Below are 22554 nucleotides of genomic sequence, written 5' to 3'. Positions count from 1 at the left end.
AAGCACGGCTGCTAGAGGAAAAAACATGGAAAAACTAAAAATGCACTCGCCCAATCTCACGCAGGACAACATCGCCCGCATTCGTGAGTTGTTCCCGAACTGCGTCACCGAAGCCAAGGGTGAGGATGGCGCAGTGAAGCTGACGGTGGATTTTGACCAACTGCGGCAAGAGTTGGCTGATTCCATAGTCGAAGGCCCTCAAGAGCGCTACCACCTGAACTGGCCAGGTAAGCGCGAGGCGATGTTGAGCGCGAATTCACCTATCGCTAAAACCTTGCGCCCGGCGCGAGAAGAAAGCGAAAACTTTGATGCCACGCAGAATCTCTTTATCGAAGGCGACAATCTTGAAGCGTTGAAGCTGCTGCAGGAAACCTACCTTGGAAAGGTCAAGTTGATTTACATCGATCCACCTTACAACACAGGTAGTGACTTTGTTTATTCGGATGACTATGCAGAAAATACCAATGAATTTCTGATTCGATCAAATCAAGTCGATAGTGTGGGGGGGAGGCTAGTTGTCAATAGCGAAAGCAATGGAAGGTTTCATTCCGATTGGCTATCAATGATGTATTCACGGCTTCGACTTGCCAGAAACCTGTTGAAAGAAAACGGGGCCATATTTGTTTCTATTGATGATCACGAACGAGATAATCTCAAAAGGATTCTTGATGAAGTGTTCGGTGAGTCTAACTTTCTGGGCAGTATCATCTGGCGAAAGAAAGCATCACCTGATGCCCGCTCGACAATCGGTAGTGTTCATGACTACATCCTTGCGTATGTAAGGAACGGGGATAATCCGAAGGACAGTATTGGAAAGATGTCGCTCAGCGAAAAACGGCGTGCATCATTTACGAACCCAGATAATGACCCGCGGGGTCCTTGGGCTTCAGTAGATATGACGGGAATGATCGGGAGGGCGACCAAGGATCAATTCTTCAAGGTAACGCTACCTAGCGGTAGAGAACTCGGCCCTCCCGAAGGACGTTCGTGGGGGCTTATCGAGAAAACCTTTGATGCGCTCAAGGCGGATAAGCGTATCTGGTTTGGCCTTGGTGGAGATAATGTACCTCGGGTTAAGCAATTTCTATCTGAGTCTGAAGGACAAACGGTCCCTACATATTGGGGTTTCGATGAGGTAGGAAGTAATGAGGATGCGTCGAATGAACTGCTTGAACTATTCAAGAAGCCAAAGCTTTTTGACACGCCGAAACCGACAGCCCTCATCGAGCGAGTAATTGAAATAGCGACGAAGAAGGACCGTGGCGATATTGTTCTTGATTTCTTTGCCGGGTCATGCACGACAGCGCATGCGACGCTGAAATCGAATGCTAAGGATGGTGGCAACCGTAAGTACATTATGGTTCAAATTGATGATTCAACCGATGAGAAGTCCGAGGCCTTCAAAGCTGGATATAAAACCATCGCGGAAATCAGTAAAGAACGTATCCGCCGCGCAGGCCAAAAAGTTCTTGAAGGAGCATGCCACGACGACTGGAGCAAAGACGCCGGCATCCGGGTGTTAAAGGTTGACACTTCGAATATGGCTGATGTGTATTACTCGCCAGATTCAATCGATAAAGGCAACCTTGATTTGTTTGTCGACAACATCAAGTCCGATCGTAACCCCGAGGATCTGCTGTTCCAAGTGATGCTGGACTGGGGTGTCGATCTAACCTTGCCGATTGCCAAGCAGTCCATCCAAGGCAAGGATGTATTCTTTGTCGATGGCAATGTGCTTGCCGCATGCTTCGACGCCAGCGGCAGCGTCGACGAAGCCTTCGTGAAAGAATTAGCCAAGCAGCAGCCGCTTCGTGTGGTGTTCCGCGACGCAGGCTACAAGGATAGCGCCGCCAAGATCAACGTCGAGCAGATTTTCAAGCTGTTGTCGCCCGCCACCGAAGTCAAATGCATCTAAGGGGCGCGCGATGAAACTTAAATTCAAGATGCAGTCTTATCAGACGGCGGCGGTGCAAGCCGTGGTCGAATGCTTTAAAGGTCAACCAACTGCGTCGGTGGAGGCCATCAGCTACCGCATCGACCCGGGCAAGGCTAAGAAGGGCGTCGAAGATCTGTTTGCGGAGGGGGGATTCAAGAACGCCGACCTGAAGCTGTCAGATATTGCGCTGCTGGAGAACGTCACCCAGGTTCAGCATCAACAGAACCTGCCGCAGTCGTCCGAAATGGTGAAGACTAAAGTCAGCAAGGTCAATTTCGACATCGAGATGGAGACTGGCACCGGCAAGACCTATTGCTACATCAAAACTATATTCGAGCTGAACAAGCAGTACGGTTGGAGCAAGTTCATCATCGTGGTGCCCAGCATTGCCATCCGCGAAGGCGTGGCCAAGTCTCTGGAAATTACGGCTGAACACTTTCTGGAGACTTACCACAAGAAGGCGCGCTTCTTCATCTACAACTCCAAGCAGTTGCACCACCTGGAGAACTTCTCGTCGGACGCGGGAATCAACGTGATGGTGATCAACGTGCAGGCGTTTAATGCCACTGGAAAGGACAACCGACGCATTTACGAAAAGTTGGATGAGTTCCAATCGCGCAAACCTATTGATGTGATTGCGGCGAACCGGCCTATCCTGATTCTGGATGAACCTCAGAAGATGGAAGGCGGCAAGACCCTCGACTCGCTGGTGAACTTCAAGCCCTTGATGGTGCTGCGCTACTCGGCCACCCACAAGACCCCGCACAACAAGATCCATCGGCTGGATGCGCTGGACGCCTACAACCAGAAACTGGTGAAGAAGATTGCCGTGCGTGGCATTTCGGTTAAGGGCTTGGCCGGTACCAATGCTTATCTGTACTTGCAGTCCATTGAGATTTCGAGCAAGAAGCCCCCGGAGGCGCGCGTTGAGTTCGAGCAGAAGCTGAAGAGTGGCGAGATCAAGCGCGTGGTGCGCAAGCTCTCCAAGGGCGACAACCTCTTCTCTGACGGCTTTTCAAACGAGTTGGAGCAGTACCGCGGCTATGTGGTCGCGGACATAAATGCCAACACCGATACCTTGAGTTTCACCAACGGGGTTGAGCTGTTTGTTGGAGAGGCCGATGGCGACGTGAACGAAGCGGCACTGCGTCGCATCCAGATTCGGGAAGCCATCAAGGCGCACTTCGATAAAGAGCTGGCCCTATTCCACCAAGGCATCAAGGTGTTGACCTTGTTCTTCATCGATGAAGTGGCCAAGTACCGCGATTACTCGGCAGCGGACGAGAAAGGCGACTACGCACGTATCTTCGAAGAGGAATACCACCAATACCTGAACGAGGTGCTGGACCTGGATGAAACGCCGTACATCAAGTACCTGAAGGGTATCGATGCAGGCAGGACGCACTGCGGCTACTTCTCCATCGACAAGAAGACCAAGCGGCTGGCCGATCCCGATGTGGAGAAACGCGGAGAAAACGCAGGGCTGTCCAATGATGTGGATGCCTACGATCTGATCCTGAAGGACAAGGAGCGCTTGCTGTCATTCGACGAGCCAGTGCGTTTTATCTTTTCGCACTCCGCTTTGCGTGAAGGCTGGGACAATCCTAACGTGTTCGTCATTTGTGCGCTCAAGCATAGCGACAACACCATTTCGCGGCGGCAGGAAGTAGGCCGTGGTTTGCGCTTGTCCGTTAATCAGAGCGGCGACCGAATGGATCACCCCGCCATCGTCCATGACGTAAACGTATTGACCGTGGTTGCGAGCGAGAGCTACAAGGACTTCGTATCTGCGCTGCAGAAAGACATCAGCGAGTCCTTGTCGGCACGCCCTAAGGTCGCCGACGAAGCCTATTTCACCGGCAAGGTGCTCAAGACCCCGACTGGCGATATTGAAGTCACGCCGCAGCTGGCCAAGCAGATCTACAAGTACCTGCTCAAGAACGACTACAGCGACGATGCGGACCGCATTACAGGCGCGTACCACGACGCCAAGAAGGAAGGTACCCTGGCTCCGCTACCCCCGGAACTGCAGGCTCATGCGGAGCAGGTATACCAGTTGATTGATAGCGTCTTCAGCGACGGTCAGATGTTTGAGATCAGCGACGACCGTCGGCCAAAGAAGAATCCACTCAATAGCAACTTCGACAAACAGGAATTTAAGGAGCTGTGGAGTCGAATCAATCGCAAGGCAGCCTACAGTGTGGACTTTGATTCCGCGGAACTGGTCAAGAAAGCGGTCAAGGAGCTGGACAAGAGCCTAGGGGTGACGCCCTTGCAGTACACGATCCAGAAAGGTGAGCAGATCGATCAGGTGACTGCCGATGCGCTGAAGAGTGGTGATGGTTTCAAGGTTTCTGAAACAACTGTCGAGTACGACAAGCAATCAATTCATTCAACGGTGAAGTACGACCTCATTGGTAAGGTTGCCGAGGGTACGCAACTGACGCGACGCACGACGGCGGACATCCTTAAGGGTATCAGTGTTGCGGTATTTGCGCAGTTTCGTACCAATCCTGAAAGCTTCATCGCCGAAGCAATTCGACTGATCAATGAGCAGAAGGCGACGATGATCATTGAGCACTTGGCCTACGACCCCGTTGAGGACAAGTTTGATTTGGATATCTTCACCTCTGGTCAGACCAAGCAGGACTTCAGTAAGGCCGGTGACAAGCTCAACCGTCACATCTACGACTACGTAATCACCGACTCCGGTATCGAGCGCGAGTTTGTGAAAGAGCTGGACACGTGTACCGACGTGGTCGTGTACGCCAAGTTACCGCGCGGCTTCCTGATCCCCACGCCGGTTGGCGATTACAACCCAGACTGGGCAATTTCGTTCAAGGAAGGAGCGATCAAGCATGTGTACTTTGTGGCTGAAACTAAGGGCTCAATGTCATCAATGGATTTGCGTCCGATTGAGGCTACCAAAATCGAATGTGCACGGAAGTTTTTCGACGAGATCAATAGGAAGTACGCTCCCGAGAACGTCAAGTACGATGTGGTGAACAGCTTCGGGAGGCTGATGGAGCTGGTGAAGTAAGCAGGATCTACGTCCAATCGGGTCTAACTCAAAAATGATCTGTTGCTTATCAGGGTAGTCCTGACAAAAAAAAGAAAGTCCTGTTTTGAGCCGCTAAAGGGTTGCTCAAACAGGACTTTTCTTTTATCCCAGCCAAGGCCACGAGATGTTGTTTGATGCCCATAAGCGAAAAATTAGGGATTACAAATAACCTCGTTCGGCCAGCGATACGCAGCCTTCACAGCCCACCACCACATGATCCAATATCCGGGTGCCGATCATGTCGAGGGCGTTCTTGAGGGTGGTAGTCAGCGTGCGATCGGCTTGGCTGGGCTCCGGATCGCCAGAGGGATGGTTGTGCACCAAGATCACCGCTGCCGCATTATGCTCCAGAGCGATCTTGACCACTTCCCGTGGATACACACTGGCACCGTCCAGTGTGCCTCTGAATAGCTCCCTGAAACCAATCACCCGGTGTTTGCTGTCGAGTAGCAGCACAGCAAAGACTTCGTATTCATGGTACTGCAGCAGTGTTTGCAGATGACTGAATACGTGTCTTGGCTCAGTCAGTGCTCGACCTTTAGACAGACGACTCATCGCAAGTTGTTGCGCCATCTGCAGGATGTCGGCTTCGGTAACCGGAGAGTCCATGACATAGGTGCCGGTTTCTTCACCGGCTCTGAGCTTGTGATATTTCATGCGGGTATTCCTATACGAATGCGTGAGAACGCTGGGAATGTCGAGAGGGGGTTACTAAACTGTGGGCTTGCTGGTGTGCCGCGTGGCTTGCGAATCCAGCTTTTGAGCGAGTGAGGGTTTGGCAGGCGCTGTCAGTTGGACTTGGTGGGCTACAAGGCCGGGCTGATCCTCAATGACGGGGAAAAATTCCTCGACGATGGCGCCGGTGTCCTCTTCGCTGTCTTCAAAGGCTCCATTTTTAAAGCCCTGGCGGGCCGCGATATCCAAGGCGCTCTGGTCAAAGCCGGAGGCTTGTCTGGTTTGTTCCCGCTGTTTGGCTTCCAGCAACGCGTCTTCCAGGATCAACCCACTGCGTACCGTGATGTCCACGTAGAAGATCGGTGTACCGTGGCTTTGCCGAGTGGACTTACCGCGTAGACGCAGCTCCAACGGCAGACAGGCCAGGCGATTGCCGGAGATGGCTTGCAGGTAATGCAGACGCGCTGCCAGGGTGCGGATGCTGTTGTAGCCCGTGGTGCGAAAGACGAAGCTGCCCAGCGGATCGTCATCGCCAATCACCACGTTCAGTCGGCCGTAAGGCTTGCAGGCATTGCCTTGAGCGAGTGAACACCCATCCGGTGACGGACAGGGCAGCGACTGGATTCCGTCCTTGGTCAAACGCTTGCAAGTTTCACCATTGCCGACGCACAGCGGCCGACCGGTATTACGGTCGAACAAGCTGTAGTCCGCACGAAAATTCAGATCCGGCTCGTTGAACAGTAAACGGATCGGAATGCTGCGCAGCTTGCCGTCCTGGCCGTTGCGTAATTCCTCATTGAGCGGGTGCAACAACCAGCCGTCGCGGCTTTGTACCTGGGAGGTGAGGGTGAACTGATCGTCTTTCTCCGGCAGGCGCTTGCCGTTTTTCTCGACAACCTTGCCGATGGAAATGCGCCCGAGTACCGGCGGGGTGATGGCTAAACCTTTGAGCATGATGGTTCTCCTGCATCTGAAAATAAAAAAGCCACCGGGACGTGAGCGGTCCGGGTGGCTTGAGTGAGGGGGGGCTTCAGGCAATCAGAAAACGGCGACTTCCTTCGCGGGTCTTGCTATAGCGGGCCTGCAGGTAGGGTTTGTCCTTGAGCATCTGTTCGACATCCAGACCAATGCTGTCCTTGGACTTCTTCCAGCTGATGCAGCCCTCGGCAAACTCCGCACGGGTGGCTGCACCCATGGCCTGCTGCAGGACTTGTTTGAGCTGGGCCTCACGCGTCCCCTGCAGGGCAATGCTCTGGCGGATAGCCTTGAGCTCCAGGTAGGTGGTGGCCAGCTCTGTGTGCTGGCTGAAGTCTAGGGTCTGGCCATTGTCCTCGGGGTAGAGGCAGCGCAATGCCGCCTCGGCGGAGGCCGTACCGTCGGCCGGTGGTGGGGTGTCGCTGACTACGTAATCCCAGAACAACCGCTCCAGGTCGATCAATCGCGCAATCATTGACGCGTCCCGTTCGATGCGATGGATCTCTAGGTGCTGACCACCGAGCAGCACTGCGACATCGGCCGCCTGCTTGCCAGTTACCGCCAGCTGGTGCATCACTTGCAACTGCACATACTCCGGCACGCCCTCTTTCCAGAGGCGTGCGCCGTTGATGCCGGCCGTTTTGCATTCAAGGATCTGTACATCGTCGGTGCCGATGACCTCACGGTCGATGTTGGCCAGCATCCAGGGCAGTTTTGGATCGGGATGCTGCAGCACGGCATTGATTCGCCGCACTCGATTGTTACTGCGCTTGCTGTAATGCCAGGCGACGATGGGTTCGAGGATGTTGCCCCAGTACGCCGGACTCTCCTCGTCCTGAGGATCGATCTTGGGCAAGGAGGCATCGCGTCCGGTTTTTTCCAGCCACAGTTCCAACTGGGACTTATAAGGGTTGAGGCCGACAGCGGCGGCTGCATCCGAGCTGCCTATGCCGCCTTTACGTACCGCCAGCCAATCTTCACGCGGCAGTTGTTTGGTGCCAACCAAGCGTAACGCTGGCCGGGTTTTTACGGTCGTTTTTGGTAGTGTTTGAGAGGCCATGAGTATTTCCTAATGCATAAAAAACGCCTGACCAGCAGCAAGCTGATCAGGCGTTTTAATAGGTGACAGGAACGAGACGTACGAGCCGAAAGTAACCGCGAGTAACCCCACTAGGCGGCGAGCTGAAGGGCTGCGCTCAAGGCACGCTGTTTGATCGCAGCCCCTTGGCCGAACCAGGCCGAGTCCATGCGGTACTCATTACTCCGAGCCCGTCGTTCATGGTCGACGTACTCGGTGACAGCGTTGAGCAAGCCCCAGGCCGTTCCGCGAGATGATTCCAGCGTTGCGCCGCGACCTTGGCCTTCGTACAGTTCTTGGACTCTACGCAGCGCCCGTTCGTTGGGGAGGACTTCCGGCAACGTGCTGTGTGGGGAGACGTCACACAGCACGTTCATGAAGAAACCCATTGCCTCATGCCACTGCACTTTGCGTTCAGCCAAATTCCGCATCCGGCACATAAACTCATCCCATTGCGAAACGGCGATGCCCAACTGCTTTTTCACCACTTGCGGATCAAAGCGGGTGTTATGAGGCACTTTGATCGCACGGGTCGTACCATCAAGAGCGATGGTCAGGGTGTTGTTGCAGACCACCCGAACCGTGGTTGGCGTCGCTGTGGTGGCTAGGGTTCCATCGCAGGAGGTGGCCAATAATAGGTAGCCGTTTACCTGGTCATGGCCTTTCAATTCGGCCGTTTGTCCGGTACGTGCCAACGCCCAAAACTTGCGACCACCTTTCAGCACGCCCGCCGTTTCCAGCTCGTAGCCGGATACTTCAGTCAGATCTCGGTAGAACTCCAGGACCTCACGCGGTTGTACGATTTGGTACCGGTTGGACACGACGGAGAGCGGTGCCTTGGTATCGGAGCGGTAAAGCACTTTTTGTTCCGGGAACGAGTGGATGGTTCCCAATGGGCCGATGCTGTCAGCCTTGAAGTGAACTGGGCTTTCTTGAATCTTCCAATCCATGCCGGCTTCGCGTTGCCAGATTTCCAGCGGTTGCTTCTCGGAAAGGCGACTGCCCAGACCATGCCAGGGAGTAGAGCCGACGTAAGCCATTTGTTCGATCAGGTGTGCCATGGGAATGTTTCCTTGCGAATAAAGGGGAGACGGCGCCTTTTCAGTGAGGCACGGCGCCTGTTCACAACGACTTAACGATTGACGCTGAAGCTGTAACCGCACTCTAGGCACTGGAAGTTGTTTAGTACCTTGTCATCCATTTGTTCACCCAGCGTGGCGCCGGCAATCCCACCGGCGACCCCGCCGACCAGACCACCCAAAATCGCTCCAGCAATACTGCCAATAGTGATCCCGACCGGCCCACCGACCACACCGATTACCGCACCGGCTTCCGCCGCCGATAAGGCTCCGGCGGCTCCACTGGCTGCACCGCCGGCGACCCCAACTAATCCACCCGCTTGTTTACCGATATTTTTCGTGACGACATGTCCAGAGTTGCAGCTAGGGCAGGGGGCATACATTCGCAAATCCTCCAATGATGAGCGTGCTCAGCCAAAAGCAGGCACGCCAAATTCCCTGCCGCAGTCAATACGGTAGGGTGTTCATCGAGGTGATATAGGTTTGAAATTTTTTTGAACTGAATTCAGATCGAATTAGGGAGCGTCTCGTCTCGAAAAAACTGTCTTGGAGCAAGTGATTTGGTTTTTTCTAAGTCGAATCGCCCATGCCGATGAAGAATTTGGTATCCACGCGACAACCTGTCTGCAGGTTGCGATGATGGTGCACAAGTCTCAAAGCTCGGAACTCAGCCATACCGCGTTGGAATTGCCTGATGTGCTGAATCCCGCGCTGACCAAGTAGCTTTTATACACCGTAATTACACGAGCCAAGGGCTGGTTCAGCCTGGTCGAGGCCCGGCCGAGGCAAGGTGCCGTGATTCACAATGTGCAGCATACCGGCGGGCTGGCGCTGCAATTGCTGGCTGAGCTGGAAAAGCATCAGCGAACCTGTGTGGGGCATTGAACACTTGTAACCGGGATACTGCGCTTCGGCAGTGACCTTGGCCAGCCATGGCTGAGCTCACTGCTTGTACGGTAATGGTGAAGTTGGCTTGAGGGCCGGCGGTAGTAACTACACGTTGCATGAAGGTTAGGTAGGTTTTCATGGGGGCAGGCTCAAGTGAGTGGTGATGAACCCCGTGGACTGTCAACAAACAGCACAGATGTTTACGCCTTTTCATTTCTTTCTAACTGTCGTCTAAGCAGAAACGGTTGGGTATGTGCGTGGGAAGTTGACCTGTGCAAACACCCAGCATTTGCTCTCCTCCTTGGGCAACCTATGCTCGGCTCCGGTGGATGGTTGTGCTGACCTTCTTCGGGCTGGTGGCGTGTAACCATATCGTTTTAAAGTGATGGCCTTTTGCTGCTCTGTACTGCAGAGCTGCCCGTTCAAACCTGAGGGAAGCGTTTATGCAGGATGCGGACTCGTTGAAGCCCGGCTTCATGATCATTCACGGCAATCGTCTGGACGATTTGCGTGAGCTCGCTGTGAGCTGGATGCAGCGCTACCCATTAGCCCCATTGGAAAATGAAGTCGTGCTGGTGCACAGCAACGGCATTGCCCAATGGTTGAAGCTGGCGCTGGCCGAAGATCCTGATCACGGTGGCTGCGGTATTGCTGCCGCATTGGATGTGCAACTTCCCGCGCGTTTTCTGTGGCAGGCCTACAGGTCTGTCCTGGGGGTAGAGACAACCCCCGAGTCTTCGCCGCTGGACAAGACCGCGCTGAGTTGGCGGCTAATGCGTTTGTTGCCTCAATTGCTCGACAAAACCCATTTCAGCAGCTTGCGGCGTTTCCTCCAGGGGGATGACGATCAGCGCAAGCGCCATCAGCTTTCCGAGCGGCTGGCGGACCTGTTTGATCAGTATCAGGTCTATCGCGCCGACTGGCTGGAGGACTGGGCGGCCGGGCGTGATCAGCTAAAGCACATCAAAGGCGGTGTGAAACCGCTGGATCCCGACAACCTGTGGCAAGCGGAGCTGTGGCGTGAAGTATTGGCGGATGTTGGCGAGGGCGCTCTTGAGCAGAGCCGCGCCGGTGTTCACAAGCGCTTTGTCGCACGTCTGCGTGAAGCAGGGGAGGCCCCGGCTGGGTTGCCTCGGCGTGTGGTGGTGTTTGGCATTTCATCTATGCCGGCACAGGTTTTGGAAGCCTTGGCCATACTCTCGCGCTACAGCCAGGTGTTGCTGTGCGTGCACAACCCTTGTCGCCATCACTGGGGCGATATCGTCGCTGACAAAGACTTGTTGGGCCATGCCTATCGCCGTCAGCCAAACAGAAGTGCTTCTATGGTGGCGAGCCAACATGGCCAGCCATTGCTCGCCGCTTGGGGTAAGCAAGGTCGCGACTACATCAATTTGCTCGACCACTATGACGAGCCAGCGAGTTATCGACACCTTTTCGAGGGCCTAAACGGCGGGCGTATCGACCTGTTCAATGACGAGCCACCTTCAAGCCTCCTAGGTCAATTGCAAAGCGACATTCTTGAATTGCGTCCTTTGGCTGAAACTCGCGAAGTGTGGGCCCCGGTCGACGTGGCACAGGATCGCTCCGTGCGCTTTCACGTGGTCCACAGTGCCCAGCGCGAAGTGGAGGTGCTGCACGATCAGTTGCTTGCTCGCTTCAGTGCCAATCCTGGGCTAAGCCCGCGCGATGTGATTGTGATGGTGCCGGACATCAATGCGTATGCACCGCATATCGAGGCCGTGTTCGGTCAGGTGCCGCGTCATGATCCTCGTTATCTGCCCTTTACCCTGGCCGACCAGGGACAGCGTGGGCGCCAGCCCTTGCTGATCGCCCTCGAACACCTGCTTGAACTGCCGCAAAGCCGCTTTGCCGTCAGCGATATTCTCGACCTGCTGGACGTACCGGCGCTGCGCACGCGCTTCGGTATCAAGGAAGCGGATGTGCCGATTCTGCAGCGTTGGATCGACGGTGCCGGTGTGCGCTGGGGACTCGATGCGCAGCAGCGCGAGAGCCTGGACATGCCGGCGGGCCTGGAACAAAACACCTGGCGCTTCGGCATGCGTCGCATGTTGCTGGGCTACGCGACCGGCCAGGGACCTGAGCTGAATGGCATCGAGCCGTACGATGAAGTGTCGGGACTGGAAGCCGCCTTGGCCGGGCCGCTGTTGACCTTGCTCGATCACCTGGAAATTGCCCGCGAAGACCTGCAACAGCCAGCCACACCGGTACTCTGGGTTGAGCGTCTGCAATCGCTGCTGAAAGTGTTCTTCCGGCCGGTGGGTGATGGCGAAGATTTGTTGGTCAACCAACTGCTCAAGTTGCTCGACGACTGGTTGCGCACATGTGAGTCCGCGCAGTTCGACGAACCGCTGCCGCTGAGTGTGATGCATGAAACCTGGATGGCCGGCATTGAAGAGGGCGGCTTGTCACAACGGTTTCTTGCCGGCGCGGTGAACTTCTGCACGCTGATGCCGATGCGTGCCATTCCATTCAAGGTGGTGTGCCTGCTGGGCATGAACGATGGCGACTACCCGCGCCAACAACCGCCTGTAGATTTTGATCTGATGCGCAACGATTACCGTCCGGGCGATCGCTCGCGGCGCGAGGATGATCGTTACCTGTTGCTTGAGGCGCTGTTATCGGCCCGGGAACAACTGTACGTCAGTTGGGTCGGTCGCAATATTCGCGACAACAGCGAGCGCGTACCTTCGGTTTTGATCGGTCAACTGCGCGATCATCTGGCCAGTGGCTGGCGTTTGGCGCAGCCCGATGCGACGCCTGATGCGCTGCTCCATGCATTGACTCAGGAACATCCGCTCCAGCCTTTCAGCCCTGCCTACTTTGCCAATAAACCCGGGCCCGACGGGCTGTTCACGTATTCTCACGAGTGGCGCGAAGTGCATGATTCACAAGCCGGGCAACCATCGGCCGGTTTGTTGCCATCGCTCGCTCAAGACACGCCGTTGACCCTGCGCCAACTGGCCGGGTTTGTCCGTGATCCCGTCGGGGCATTCTTCCAGCAACGGCTCAAGGTCAATTTCGACAATGACGAATTGACCGGCCGCGACGACGAAACCTTTCAGCTCGACGGCCTCGAAAACTGGCAGCACCAGGACCGGCTCAGCCAGGCGCTCAAGCGCTGGGTTGAAGAAGATTACCGGCCCGAGAACGCGGTGGCCGAGCTCGATCGGCACGTTCAGCGATTGCAGCGCGAAGGCAAGTTGCCGCTGGGTGGCTTCGGAACCTTGAGCGCATCGGCATTGGCCGAGCCTCTACCGGACATGCTGGAGCGTTACCACGCGCAGCTGCAGGCATGGCCTGAAATCGAGGACGGCCAGACTGCCGCCACGATTGCCGCGTGCGAATCGACACCGGGATTGAATGACTGGTTGGGCGGCATTCGCTGTAATGCCCAAGGTGAGCGGGTGTACTTGCAACTCGACAGCAAGAAACTGTGCAACGACGACAGTTGGCGCTGGCACAACCTGGTTCGACCCTGGGTGCGACATCTGGCGTTGCAGCTGAGCGGTTTGGGCTGCACCACGATTCTGGTCAGTTTGAACGGTGATGTGGTGTTCCGGCCAATGCCCGCGCAAGAGGCGCAGGCGCAGTTGCAATCGCTGCTCGACGCCTGGGTGGCGGGCATGCGTGAACCGCTGCCGGTCGCCTGCAAAAGCGCATTCGCATGGCTTGAGGAAGCGGGGGCGAATGGCGAAGACAAAGACGCGGCCTCGGACAAGGCCCGTGAGACATTCGAGGGTGGCTACAAGCGCACCGGAGAAGCAGAGAGCTCCTTCGCCTTGCGCCGCGCCTACGCGGACTTTGACCAGCTATGTGCTTGCGGTGATTTTGGCACATGGTCCAAGCGGTTGTATGGCGGACTGTTCAAACACCTTTCTTCCAGCCACGCAGGGAGCGACCAATGAGCCCAGTTAATCTCAACCCCCTAGACTTTCCATTGCATGGCAGCCGATTGATCGAGGCCAGTGCCGGCACGGGCAAAACCTTCACGATCGCTTTGCTTTATGTGCGTCTGGTGCTGGGGCATGGCGGCGAAAACGCATTCAAGGCACCGCTTACGCCGCCGCAAATCCTGGTGGTGACGTTTACGGACGCCGCCACTCAGGAACTGCGCGACCGTATTCGTGCGCGCTTGACCGAAGCGGCGCAGTGCTTTCTGGAACCGGATCGCAAACATGACAAGTTGCTGCAGCAACTGCGTGACGAATACCCAACGGAGCAGTGGCCTGACTGCGCTCGACGCTTGCAATTGGCCGGGGAGTGGATGGATGAGGCCGCCGTCTCGACCATTCACGGCTGGTGTTATCGGATGCTGCGTGAGCATGCCTTCGACAGTGGCAGCCTGTTCACCCAGACACTGGAAACCGACCAGAGCGAGTTACTGGCCGAGGTGGTCAGGGATTATTGGCGCCGGCATTTCTATGAGTTGCCGGTGGAGCAGGCGCGATCGATCGGTGATTGTTTCAAAAGCCCTCAGGAGCTGGGGGATGCGCTCGGTTCGTTGCTGACACGCCGGGACGCGACTTATCAATACAAAACCCAGCCTCTTGAAGCGCCTGGGTCTTTGCAGGCATTACTCCAGGAACCGGGTGAATGGTACGGAACAGTCGGCGAACTGGAGCGTAATGCTCGCCAGTTGTGGGTACAGCATCAGTTCGACCTAGAGGCCTTACTGCAGAGTGTTCGGGTCCGGATGCATGGAGGTACCTATAGGGGGGCAGACCAGGATGATGTATTCAATGGCTACTTGCGCGACTTGGAGCGGTGGAGTAGGGGGCAACCTGCACCTGAAAAAATAAAGGCGTTCAGTCAATCCGGCTTGAGGCTCACTGGTAAAGACAAGGTTCCCCAACATCAGGCGCTACAGGCCATTGATGCCTGGCTGGAAAAACGTAACGCCAAGGTTGATATCAGGGCGCAGGTGCTGCTGCATGCCTTGCATGAAGTGCATGAGCGCTTCGATGAAGAAAAGCGCCGCCGAGCTGAAATCGGATTCGACGACCTGCTCAATCGCCTTGACCACGCCTTGCAGAGCTCGTCCGGCCCTCGTTTGGCCGAGACCATTCGCAAGCAGTACCCGGTTGCTCTGATCGATGAGTTCCAGGACACCGACCCGGTTCAATACCGGATCTTTGAAACCATCTACCGCATCTGCGAGAACCTGGAAGACTGCGGGCTGTTCCTGATCGGCGATCCGAAACAGGCGATTTACTCCTTCCGCGGCGCGGATATCTACACTTATCTGCAGGCGCGAGAGGCCACGGCTGGCCGTCATTACACGCTGGGCACCAATTATCGCTCCACCCAGGCGATGGTCGATGCAGCCAACCACTGCTTCAAGTTCGCCGAATCACAGCCGCGTGGAGCGTTTCGTTTTGCCAAGGAAGATCAGGGCAATCCGGTGCCGTTCAACACCGTACAAGCCAACGGGCGCGACGATATTTTGCAGATCAACGGCACGGACCAAACGGCCCTGACGTTCTGGCATCTGGAAACCCAGGGCGTAATCAATAACGCCACGTACTTGCGCAAAGCCGCTGAAGCCTCGGCATCGGCGATTCAGGCCTGGCTCGATCCCGCTGCAATCAAACGGTCCGGTTTGCTGAACGACAAGGGTGAATTCATCGCCTTGCGGCCCGCCGATATCGCCATTCTGGTGCGCAATCGCAAGGAAGCCGAAGCCATCCGCAAAGCCCTGGCGCAGCGCCAACTGGCCAGCGTCTATCTCTCTGACAGGGACTCGGTCTTCGAAAGCGAGGAGGCCAAAGACCTGCTGTATATCCTGCGAGCCTGCGCTCAACCGAACAGCGATCGGCTGGTGCGAGCGGCGATGGCGACCCGTAGCATCGGGCTGCCATGGCAGACGCTGGAGCAATTGAACCAGGATGAGTTGTTCTGGGAGCAACAGGTGCTGTTGTTCAGGGATTTGCGTGTCTTGTGGCAGCAACAAGGTGTTCTGCCAATGCTGCGAAAGCTGCTGGCCACGTTCAAGGTGCCGGCCCGTTTGCTTGTGGAGGATCAGGGTGAGCGTCGCCTGACCAACCTGTTGCATCTGGCCGAATGGTTGCAGCGCAGCGCTGCCGAACTCGATGGCGAGCATGCGCTGATCCGCCATCTGGCCGAGCAGGTCGATGGTCAGAGCGAAGAAGAAATTCTGCGTCTGGAAAGCGATTCGGACCTGATAAAGGTGATCACCGTGCACAAGTCCAAGGGCCTGGAATACCCCTTGGTGCTGCTGCCGTTTGCCTGTAGCGCAAGGGAGATTGATGGCAAAAGCAAAACCCCGCCGATGTTTCACGATGAAAATGATTCGTTGGTGATTGAATTGGTAAAAGGTGAATCGGCAAAACCGGCACAACTGCGGGCCAACGATGAGCGTATGGGAGAAGAGATGCGCTTGCTCTACGTCGCCTTGACCCGAGCTCGTTACGCCACCTGGATTTGCATGGCAGCCCAAGCATCGGATCGCAGAAGTAAAACGACGCACTTGCACAAGACAGGCCTGGGTTACATGTTGGCAGGTGAGAAGCAGGTCACGCCCGATGAGCTTCTCGGCGTGGTCGAGACTTTCGCAAAGAACTGCAATGACATAGACGTGTGCGCAGCCCCCGTGCCGTCCGACGATGTGCATACGGCGCCAACGCCACCGCTGGTGGGGCCGGCATTGCGCCCCCTGCACAAGCTTGCGGCTAACTGGTGGATCGCCAGTTACTCGGCGTTGGCCATTTCCGACGGGAATGTCCTGATGGGGGCGCAGCCGGGTGTCAATCTTGAGCCGGCGACCGCGCTGGAAGCCAATTTGCAGGAAGAAGACGAAGCTGAAGCCTTGTCTGCAGGGGCCGGGATTCACGGTTTCCCTCGGGGCGCAGGACCGGGCACCTTTCTGCACGGGCTGTTCGAGTGGGCAGGCCGCGAAGGTTTCGCCAAGGCCGCTGGAGATCGGATCACCCTGCATAACACCGTTGCCCGACGCTGCAACCTGCGCGATTGGGAAACCTGGATCGAGCCACTGTCCGCTTGGCTTGGCAGCTATCTGAGTGCGCCACTGCGGTTCAACGGTACCCAGTGCAAACTCTCGACCCTGAGCACCTATCAAGTAGAGATGGAGTTCTGGTTTTCCAGCCGCTCCGTGAACGTTCAGCGTCTTGATGCCCTGGTGCGCCAACATACGTTGGGTGGTGCACCGCGCCCTGTGCTGGCGCCCAATGAGTTGAACGGCATGTTCAAAGGCTTCATCGACCTGACGTTTGAACATCAGGGTCGCTACTACGTGGCGGACTACAAATCCAACTGGCTGGGCAGCAACGACCAAGCCTACGACGCCGAGGCGATGGCCGAGACCATGCTGGACAAGCGTTACGACCTGCAGCTGTGTCTGTACCTGCTGGCCTTGCATCGCCAGCTCAAGCTGCGCCTTGCTGGGTATGACTACGAACAGCACATGGGCGGGGCGGTGTATCTGTTCGTCCGTGGGCACCAGGCGCCCACCCATGGTGCGCATTTCGAACGACCGCCACGGCAGTTGATTGAACAACTGGACCAACTCTTCATGGGCCAATACGCGGAGGTCAGCGCATGAGCCAGACCCTTAAGCAGCTGAGCAACAGCCAGCGCAACGTTGATCACCCGCCGTTGTTCGTTGGCGATGCCGACAGCAGCGAGCTGCTGCATCAACTCGACAATTGGGTGAACAAAGGCTGGTTGCGCGCACTGGATTGCTCATTCGCCACCTTCATACTTGAACAGGATCCCCAGGCCCAGGCCAGTGTGTTGCTGGCCGCTGCGATGACCAGTCATCAACTGGGTCGCGGGCATTCCTGCCTGGATCTGGTCGCTACCCTGCAAGCGCCTGACTTTGTGTTGTCGTTACCTCCTGAAGGGGAGGAGGGCGGCCAATTACCGTCGCAATGGTTGCTGGGCCTGGACGTCGCGCAATGGCGCCGGGCGTTGTGCTTGAGCACGATGGTGGAGGATCGGGACGAGCCGCAGCGATTCCCGGAGCGGCCGCTGGTGTTGACCGGACAGCGTCTGTACCTGCGTCGTTACTGGAACTATGAGCGCAGCATTGCCCAGGCGCTGAGCGCCCGTTTGAGTGTGGACGCGGTAACACCGGAAAAACTTTCCAGTCGGCTCGATGCCTTGTTCCCTGACACCTTCGAAGTTAACGGTGAACGCCGTAGTGACTGGCAAAAAATTGCCTGTACGCTGGCGGCACGAGGTAACTTCAGCGTCATCACCGGCGGCCCCGGCACCGGCAAGACCACCTCGGTCGTGCGCTTGCTGGGGCTGTTGCAAACACCGGCCGTGGAGGAAGGGAAGCCGCTGCGAATTCGTCTCGCCGCCCCCACCGGCAAGGCAGCAGCACGCTTGTCCGAGTCCATTGGCAAGGCCGTCCGTGAGCTGCCGGTCAGCGCCCCGGTGCAGGAGGCGATTCCGACGGATGTTTCCACATTGCACCGTCTGTTGGGCAGTCGACCGGATTCGCGCAACTTCATTCACCACCGGGATAAGCCACTGGAGCTGGATGTATTGGTGGTCGATGAAGCGTCGATGATTGACCTGGAAATGATGGCTTGCCTGCTCGATGCCTTGCCTCGGCAGGCGCGCTTGATCCTGTTGGGTGACAAGGATCAGCTGGCATCGGTGGATGCAGGCTCCGTGTTGGGCGACCTTTGTCGCAACGCTGAAGCCGGCGGCTATAGCGAGCAAACAGTGGTCTGGCTGGAAGCCCACAGTGGCGAGTCGGTCAGCGCTCCGGGGTTGCAAACGGCAGTCGGTGCTGGCGATCCGCTGGCCCAGCAAACCGTCATGCTGCGCTACTCCCGACGCTTCGACGCCCAGCAGGGCATTGGGCGTCTGGCCAAACTGGTCAATGAGAAAAATGCCGCCGAAGCACGAAGCCTGCTTGATCAGCAATTGCCTCAGCTGTTCAACCTCAAGTTGCGAGGCGAGCATGATGCCGCACTCACCGAGTTGATTATCAACGGCATAGGCGATGCTCCTGGTTATCGCCGTTACCTTGAGCAGCTACGAGACCAGCGTCCTGCGAAAGACACTCCCTGGGACAGTGCCCTCTGGGCGGGCTGGGCTGGCAAAGTATTGGGCGCATTTGATGAGTTCCGTCTGCTCTGTGCGCTGCGTCGCGGGCCTTGGGGTGTAGAGGGACTGAATCAACGAGTGGCCGCCGAACTGCGCCGCTGTGAGTTGTTGTCGGGGGACCAGGGTTGGTACGAAGGGCGACCGGTACTGGTCACCCGCAATGATTACAGCCTGAGCTTGATGAATGGTGACATCGGCATTGCTCTCTGGGTGCCGGGTCCCTCTGCAGAACGGGTTCTACGTGTGGCCTTCCCGCGAAACGATGGCAGCGGCGGCGTACGTTTCGTGATGCCGAGTCGGCTGGTGGAGGTTGAGACCGTTTTCGCCATGACGGTGCACAAGTCCCAGGGGTCGGAGTTCAACCATACGGCTCTGGTATTGCCCGATGCGCTGAACCCTGTGCTGACCAAGGAGCTGTTGTACACCGCCATCACTCGTGCCAAGCAATGGTTCAGCCTAGTCGAAGCCAGTCCGGGCGTATTTGAAGGGGCGGTGAGTCGCAATGTGCAGCGAACCAGTGGGCTGGCGCTGCTACTGCAAGATGAGCTGGCAAAACTTCAACGCACCTGAGTGGGGGCGTTCAGGCATTTGTAGCCTGGGTACTGGGCTTCAGCGGTGACCTTTGCCATGGCAGAGGTCACCGCTTGAACCGTGATGGTGAAGTTGGCTTGGGGGCCGGCGGTGGCAACCACACGTTGCATGAAGGCTTTGTAGGTTTTCATGGCGCTGTCCTCGATGGTGGTGGGATTACGCTGCTTCGCCGTTACCACGCTTGCTGGTGATCTTTACCGCTCGACCGAGCGCAAAGAGCAGCATGTCGATGTTTACTACGAATCCCGGTTCCGAATCCTGACGCACTTTAAAGTGCTTCGAGAGCCAGCCTTTGTAGCGTTCGATGCAGGCGACATCGTTGTCCCAATTGATCTTCTTGCGAATGGTCTTGATCTTGGAAAAGTCTGGGTCGTTGATCTGCTCATAGAGTTCGAAGGCACGAAGCACGTGCTGATCGACAATGGATTCCGAGCGATCAGCCAGGTGCCGACCGAACTGTCTGAATACCTGGCCTGGGCCGTTAGTCAGCGATGTTGGTCTGACATCGGCTGCACCTTTGATGATGTGCGCCACCTTTTGCAGGTCGCCATTTTTCCAGACCAGGGCGTAGAGCAGCTTTTCCAGAGGTGTTTCCAGTTTGGCGCTGAGGTCCGCATGCAAGCGAAGATCGTTGCCAACCTTAGTCATGAGGGAACTGATGTCGTGGTCCGTCAACTTCAACTGCAATTCTGGGTACTTGTTGCGGTCCATCTGCCATTTTTCCAGCAGGGAATCGGACGTCAGCATCTTTTGCAGGTCGGACACTTTGTCGGCGTTCAGTATCTCGGTGAACGTGGTTTCCACCAGCTTCAGGGCTTCCAGATTATTCAATATCGTGTTCTCTCGTGGGGTCTGATACAGAGCTTGATTCACTCGTGCGACAGATCATGTCGCACTGCGTCAGGGCTCGGTATTTTTTGGAGTCGAGTGCCAGCGGCAAGGTTGTCGCGAACAGGGCAGTCGAAAGGGACCGGTATCAGTCATACAGCCAAGGTTTCAACTCCTTCAGGTTCTCCACCACGATCTGTTGCGCCTCTGGCTTCGGGTCCATGTTCTTTGGATCAATCTGATAGCGCTGCAACACATACTTGACCAACGCCTGGCGACAGGGAATCTGCAGTCGCCCATCGACCATCCCGAAATCCTCCTGGATTATCGCCTTCTGCATTAACGTCAGACGCTCATCGGGTTTGATGATGACGTTGACTTCTTTATTCCACTGGTCGTCGTCCGAGAGGCCATTCTCGGTTTCTCCGTCCATCAGCTCTGGGACGCCGCGCAGTCGGCTCAGCACGAAGTCGCGGTACTCACGGTTTTTTTCGCAGTAGGCACGCACATGCCAGCGCATGCCTGTGTAAACCAGCGTATGCGGCGCAATGGTTCGCCCTTCAGGTTCGGGACTGTTGAGCGAAACGTAGTCGATGTCTAGGCGTAAATGCTCCCGGCAAGCCTTGAGCAGTGGGCGCAGTATCTCGGCCTTGATCGAGCGATCCGGCACCTCCAGCACTTTGGTATGGGCGTAGGCCAACGCCAGTCCCTCAACGTGTGCCGCTCGGGCATTGTTCTGGTAAAGCAGGTGCAGGTAGGCGCTTGCACTGTCGTCGATGAACAGGGGCTTGAACTGTTTGCCCGGCACGTACCCCTTGATCTGTCGATCATATGTAAGGTTTTTGGGCGCATGCTCGGTGATGTAGGTGTTGATGTCCTTGGATGCCTGCTGACGGCTGATGCCGAAGCTCTGCATCAAGTGCACCGTGGTCAGCCGGCCTTCCCACCATGCGACCGTTTCGATCAGTCGGTAGCGAAGGGCGAGGTCCCAACGGACCTGCGCGATGGTTTGCTTGCGTTTCATGTCGCCTCCATGTGAGTGAATACTTTACCTGTATAAGTCTACATTCTAGACGTGTCGTTTAACACTACATATCGTGACTCTGGCAAGTTTGGAGTTGACGACATGAGGGACATGTTTATGGATGGTTGGGATTGGATAGCGTCGGTAGCGATGCTGATGCTGTTGATGATCCTGCTGATGCTTTTGGTGCAGTATCTGCAGACTAACAAAGCCTGGAGATTGCTCGAGCATTGGCATGCGACCACGAAGGAGCGCCAGCAGCGGATGAGCTGGCACGCCGAAGAGAATCGCGAGTTGAAATCGGCGCTGCGGGCGGAGAAGGCTCATGTGGAGCAGCTGCAGCGCAAGGTGGAGATTCTGCAGGCTTTGCTGCCTTAGGTGTGAGGTACGAGGGCCTTTATTCAAGGTCCTCGTGATTGGCGCCGATACGTTGTAAACATCAGGAGGAACGCATGCTTGATTCGCTGGAAATTTGCAGGCTACTGGAAGGCCATGGTTGCAGCTTGAAGTACAAAGAAAAGGCCTACGCTAGAGGCTATGAGCATCCTGCGCTTGAGTACCCGCTATTCGTCAAGCATAAAGCTATCGGCGCCGTGGGACTCCAACCATTGGTTTTGCACCCGGCATACCGCAAGTCAGTGCATTGGGAGCAAATCAAGGTATTGACGCAGGGCGCTCCCAATGAGAACTATAAAAGCACCAGCCTGGAAGTATTTCCGCGCGCGCTGGACTCAACGAGCAATACCGGTATAGCGGTCAATTGTGCGGATAGTGAAGACTTGCGCAGCCTGTTCGCAGTGCTTACCGGCGAATCGACGGCCATCGATCAAGGATTGGAAGATGAACTCAGCCTGATTGAGATATTCGAGCAATCATCATTTGGGCAGCAAATTGAGAGTACCGAGCGCGAAGCCATTATTCGAGCGCGGGTAGGACAAAGTGTTTATCGCCAAGCTCTGCTCAAGCATTGGCAAGGTTGCGCCGTTAGCGGTATAGCGCTTGCTTCCATGTTGCGTGCTTCTCACATTAAGCCTTGGCGTGACGCGACGCATCTGGAACGCCTCGATCCCTTTAACGGACTGCTTCTGACGCCCAACCTGGATCAAGCCTTTGACCAGGGGCTGATCAGCTTCACCGACGAGGGCGATATTATTATTGCGCAAACCTTGACCGCTGAACTGCAACGGGCACTTGGTATTACCCCGCAATGCCGATTGCGTAGCCTTCATGACCGTCATTTGAACTACTTGGCCTGGCATCGCGAGCACGTATTCAGTGGCTAGTGGCTCGTGTTAATCG

At 56.2% G+C, this 22554-nt stretch carries 15 protein-coding genes and 1 pseudogene; 8 read left to right on the top strand and 8 right to left on the bottom strand.

Annotated elements, in window-relative coordinates; all coding sequences use genetic code 11:
* Positions 1 to 25 precede the first annotated feature (25 nt).
* Together HBO09_RS14345 and HBO09_RS14340 are read left to right on the top strand one after the other, a co-directional pair.
* Positions 26 to 1915, top strand: a complete 1890-nt coding sequence (locus HBO09_RS14345; protein WP_044268711.1) for a site-specific DNA-methyltransferase — start codon at positions 26 to 28, stop codon at positions 1913 to 1915.
* A 10-nt stretch (positions 1916 to 1925) separates the two neighbouring features.
* A complete protein-coding gene (locus HBO09_RS14340) occupies positions 1926 to 4976 on the top strand; it encodes a DEAD/DEAH box helicase family protein (protein ID WP_044268707.1) in 3051 nt (1016 codons plus the stop codon).
* A 180-nt stretch (positions 4977 to 5156) separates the two neighbouring features.
* On the opposite strand, the gene radC is transcribed toward HBO09_RS14340, so the two are convergent.
* The 5 genes from radC to HBO09_RS14315 all read right to left on the bottom strand — a co-directional run bounded on the left by radC (position 5157) and on the right by HBO09_RS14315 (position 9187).
* Positions 5157 to 5654, bottom strand: a complete 498-nt coding sequence (radC, locus tag HBO09_RS14335; protein ID WP_044268705.1) for a DNA repair protein RadC — start codon at positions 5652 to 5654, stop codon at positions 5157 to 5159.
* A gap of 54 nt (positions 5655 to 5708) precedes the next feature.
* Positions 5709 to 6626 (bottom strand): hypothetical protein, encoded by a 918-nt coding sequence (locus HBO09_RS14330; protein WP_044268703.1) that lies wholly within the window; start codon positions 6624 to 6626, stop codon positions 5709 to 5711.
* A 76-nt stretch (positions 6627 to 6702) separates the two neighbouring features.
* Positions 6703 to 7707 (bottom strand): lambda-exonuclease family protein, encoded by a 1005-nt coding sequence (locus HBO09_RS14325; protein WP_044268700.1) that lies wholly within the window; start codon positions 7705 to 7707, stop codon positions 6703 to 6705.
* Between the two features lie 110 nt (positions 7708 to 7817).
* Positions 7818 to 8786, bottom strand: a complete 969-nt coding sequence (locus HBO09_RS14320; protein WP_044268697.1) for a DUF932 domain-containing protein — start codon at positions 8784 to 8786, stop codon at positions 7818 to 7820.
* A gap of 71 nt (positions 8787 to 8857) precedes the next feature.
* Positions 8858 to 9187, bottom strand: coding sequence for a hypothetical protein (locus HBO09_RS14315; protein WP_044268694.1), 330 nt, complete (start codon positions 9185 to 9187; stop codon positions 8858 to 8860).
* Positions 9188 to 9437: 250 nt separating this feature from the next.
* Here HBO09_RS14315 and HBO09_RS14310 point away from each other — a divergent pair.
* The 4 genes and pseudogenes from HBO09_RS14310 to recD all read left to right on the top strand — a co-directional run.
* Positions 9438 to 9689 (top strand): annotated as a pseudogene (locus HBO09_RS14310) (exodeoxyribonuclease V subunit alpha); the annotation flags it as partial.
* Between the two features lie 446 nt (positions 9690 to 10135).
* Entirely contained in the window at positions 10136 to 13618 is a 3483-nt protein-coding gene (recC, locus tag HBO09_RS14305; RefSeq protein ID WP_153430001.1) for an exodeoxyribonuclease V subunit gamma, read from the top strand.
* Complete coding sequence (gene recB, locus HBO09_RS14300; RefSeq protein WP_044268688.1) at positions 13615 to 17292, top strand: exodeoxyribonuclease V subunit beta; 3678 nt, start codon at positions 13615 to 13617, stop codon at positions 17290 to 17292. The genes recC and recB overlap by 4 nt, the downstream gene beginning before the upstream one ends.
* Positions 17289 to 19382: an exodeoxyribonuclease V subunit alpha gene (gene recD / locus HBO09_RS14295; RefSeq protein ID WP_044268683.1), complete on the top strand. Its 2094-nt coding sequence runs from the start codon at positions 17289 to 17291 to the stop codon at positions 19380 to 19382. Before recB ends, recD begins: the two co-directional genes overlap by 4 nt.
* On the opposite strand, the gene HBO09_RS14290 is transcribed toward recD, so the two are convergent.
* From HBO09_RS14290 to HBO09_RS14280, 3 genes are all read right to left on the bottom strand, one after another.
* Entirely contained in the window at positions 19370 to 19534 is a 165-nt protein-coding gene (locus HBO09_RS14290; RefSeq protein WP_017528830.1) for a hypothetical protein, read from the bottom strand. The genes recD and HBO09_RS14290 overlap by 13 nt on opposite strands.
* Positions 19535 to 19559: 25 nt before the next feature.
* On the bottom strand, positions 19560 to 20234 hold the full coding sequence (locus HBO09_RS14285; RefSeq protein ID WP_044268682.1) for a hypothetical protein: 675 nt from the start codon (positions 20232 to 20234) through the stop codon (positions 19560 to 19562).
* A 145-nt stretch (positions 20235 to 20379) separates the two neighbouring features.
* Positions 20380 to 21255, bottom strand: coding sequence for a WYL domain-containing protein (locus HBO09_RS14280; protein ID WP_044268680.1), 876 nt, complete (start codon positions 21253 to 21255; stop codon positions 20380 to 20382).
* A 117-nt stretch (positions 21256 to 21372) separates the two neighbouring features.
* Between HBO09_RS14280 and HBO09_RS14275 the strand changes: the two genes are divergently transcribed.
* Both HBO09_RS14275 and HBO09_RS14270 read left to right on the top strand, forming a co-directional pair.
* Positions 21373 to 21633 (top strand): hypothetical protein, encoded by a 261-nt coding sequence (locus tag HBO09_RS14275; protein ID WP_169995181.1) that lies wholly within the window; start codon positions 21373 to 21375, stop codon positions 21631 to 21633.
* A gap of 74 nt (positions 21634 to 21707) precedes the next feature.
* The gene (locus HBO09_RS14270; protein WP_044268675.1) at positions 21708 to 22538 is read left to right on the top strand and encodes an HNH endonuclease signature motif containing protein; all 831 of its coding nucleotides are present in this window, start codon (positions 21708 to 21710) and stop codon (positions 22536 to 22538) included.
* The last annotated feature ends 16 nt before the right edge of the window (positions 22539 to 22554 follow it).

The organism is Pseudomonas sp. WS 5027 (genome assembly GCF_012985695.1).
In the GTDB taxonomy this organism is placed as follows: Bacteria; Pseudomonadota; Gammaproteobacteria; order Pseudomonadales; family Pseudomonadaceae; genus Aquipseudomonas; species Aquipseudomonas hygromyciniae.
This window is presented reverse-complemented; position numbering and strand designations above follow the sequence as displayed.

Excerpts from the sequence above, each read along its gene's own strand:
- HBO09_RS14345 (WP_044268711.1), top strand. The coding sequence starts at position 26 with ATGGAAAAACTAAAAATGCACTCGCCCAATCTCACGCAGGACAACATC.
- HBO09_RS14340 (WP_044268707.1), top strand. The coding sequence starts at position 1,926 with ATGAAACTTAAATTCAAGATGCAGTCTTATCAGACGGCGGCGGTGCAA.
- radC (WP_044268705.1), bottom strand. The coding sequence starts at position 5,654 with ATGAAATATCACAAGCTCAGAGCCGGTGAAGAAACCGGCACCTATGTC.
- HBO09_RS14330 (WP_044268703.1), bottom strand. The coding sequence starts at position 6,626 with ATGCTCAAAGGTTTAGCCATCACCCCGCCGGTACTCGGGCGCATTTCC.
- HBO09_RS14325 (WP_044268700.1), bottom strand. The coding sequence starts at position 7,707 with ATGGCCTCTCAAACACTACCAAAAACGACCGTAAAAACCCGGCCAGCG.
- HBO09_RS14320 (WP_044268697.1), bottom strand. The coding sequence starts at position 8,786 with ATGGCACACCTGATCGAACAAATGGCTTACGTCGGCTCTACTCCCTGG.
- HBO09_RS14315 (WP_044268694.1), bottom strand. The coding sequence starts at position 9,187 with ATGTATGCCCCCTGCCCTAGCTGCAACTCTGGACATGTCGTCACGAAA.
- recC (WP_153430001.1), top strand. The coding sequence starts at position 10,136 with ATGCAGGATGCGGACTCGTTGAAGCCCGGCTTCATGATCATTCACGGC.
- recB (WP_044268688.1), top strand. The coding sequence starts at position 13,615 with ATGAGCCCAGTTAATCTCAACCCCCTAGACTTTCCATTGCATGGCAGC.
- recD (WP_044268683.1), top strand. The coding sequence starts at position 17,289 with ATGAGCCAGACCCTTAAGCAGCTGAGCAACAGCCAGCGCAACGTTGAT.
- HBO09_RS14290 (WP_017528830.1), bottom strand. The coding sequence starts at position 19,534 with ATGAAAACCTACAAAGCCTTCATGCAACGTGTGGTTGCCACCGCCGGC.
- HBO09_RS14280 (WP_044268680.1), bottom strand. The coding sequence starts at position 21,255 with ATGAAACGCAAGCAAACCATCGCGCAGGTCCGTTGGGACCTCGCCCTT.
- HBO09_RS14275 (WP_169995181.1), top strand. The coding sequence starts at position 21,373 with ATGGATGGTTGGGATTGGATAGCGTCGGTAGCGATGCTGATGCTGTTG.
- HBO09_RS14270 (WP_044268675.1), top strand. The coding sequence starts at position 21,708 with ATGCTTGATTCGCTGGAAATTTGCAGGCTACTGGAAGGCCATGGTTGC.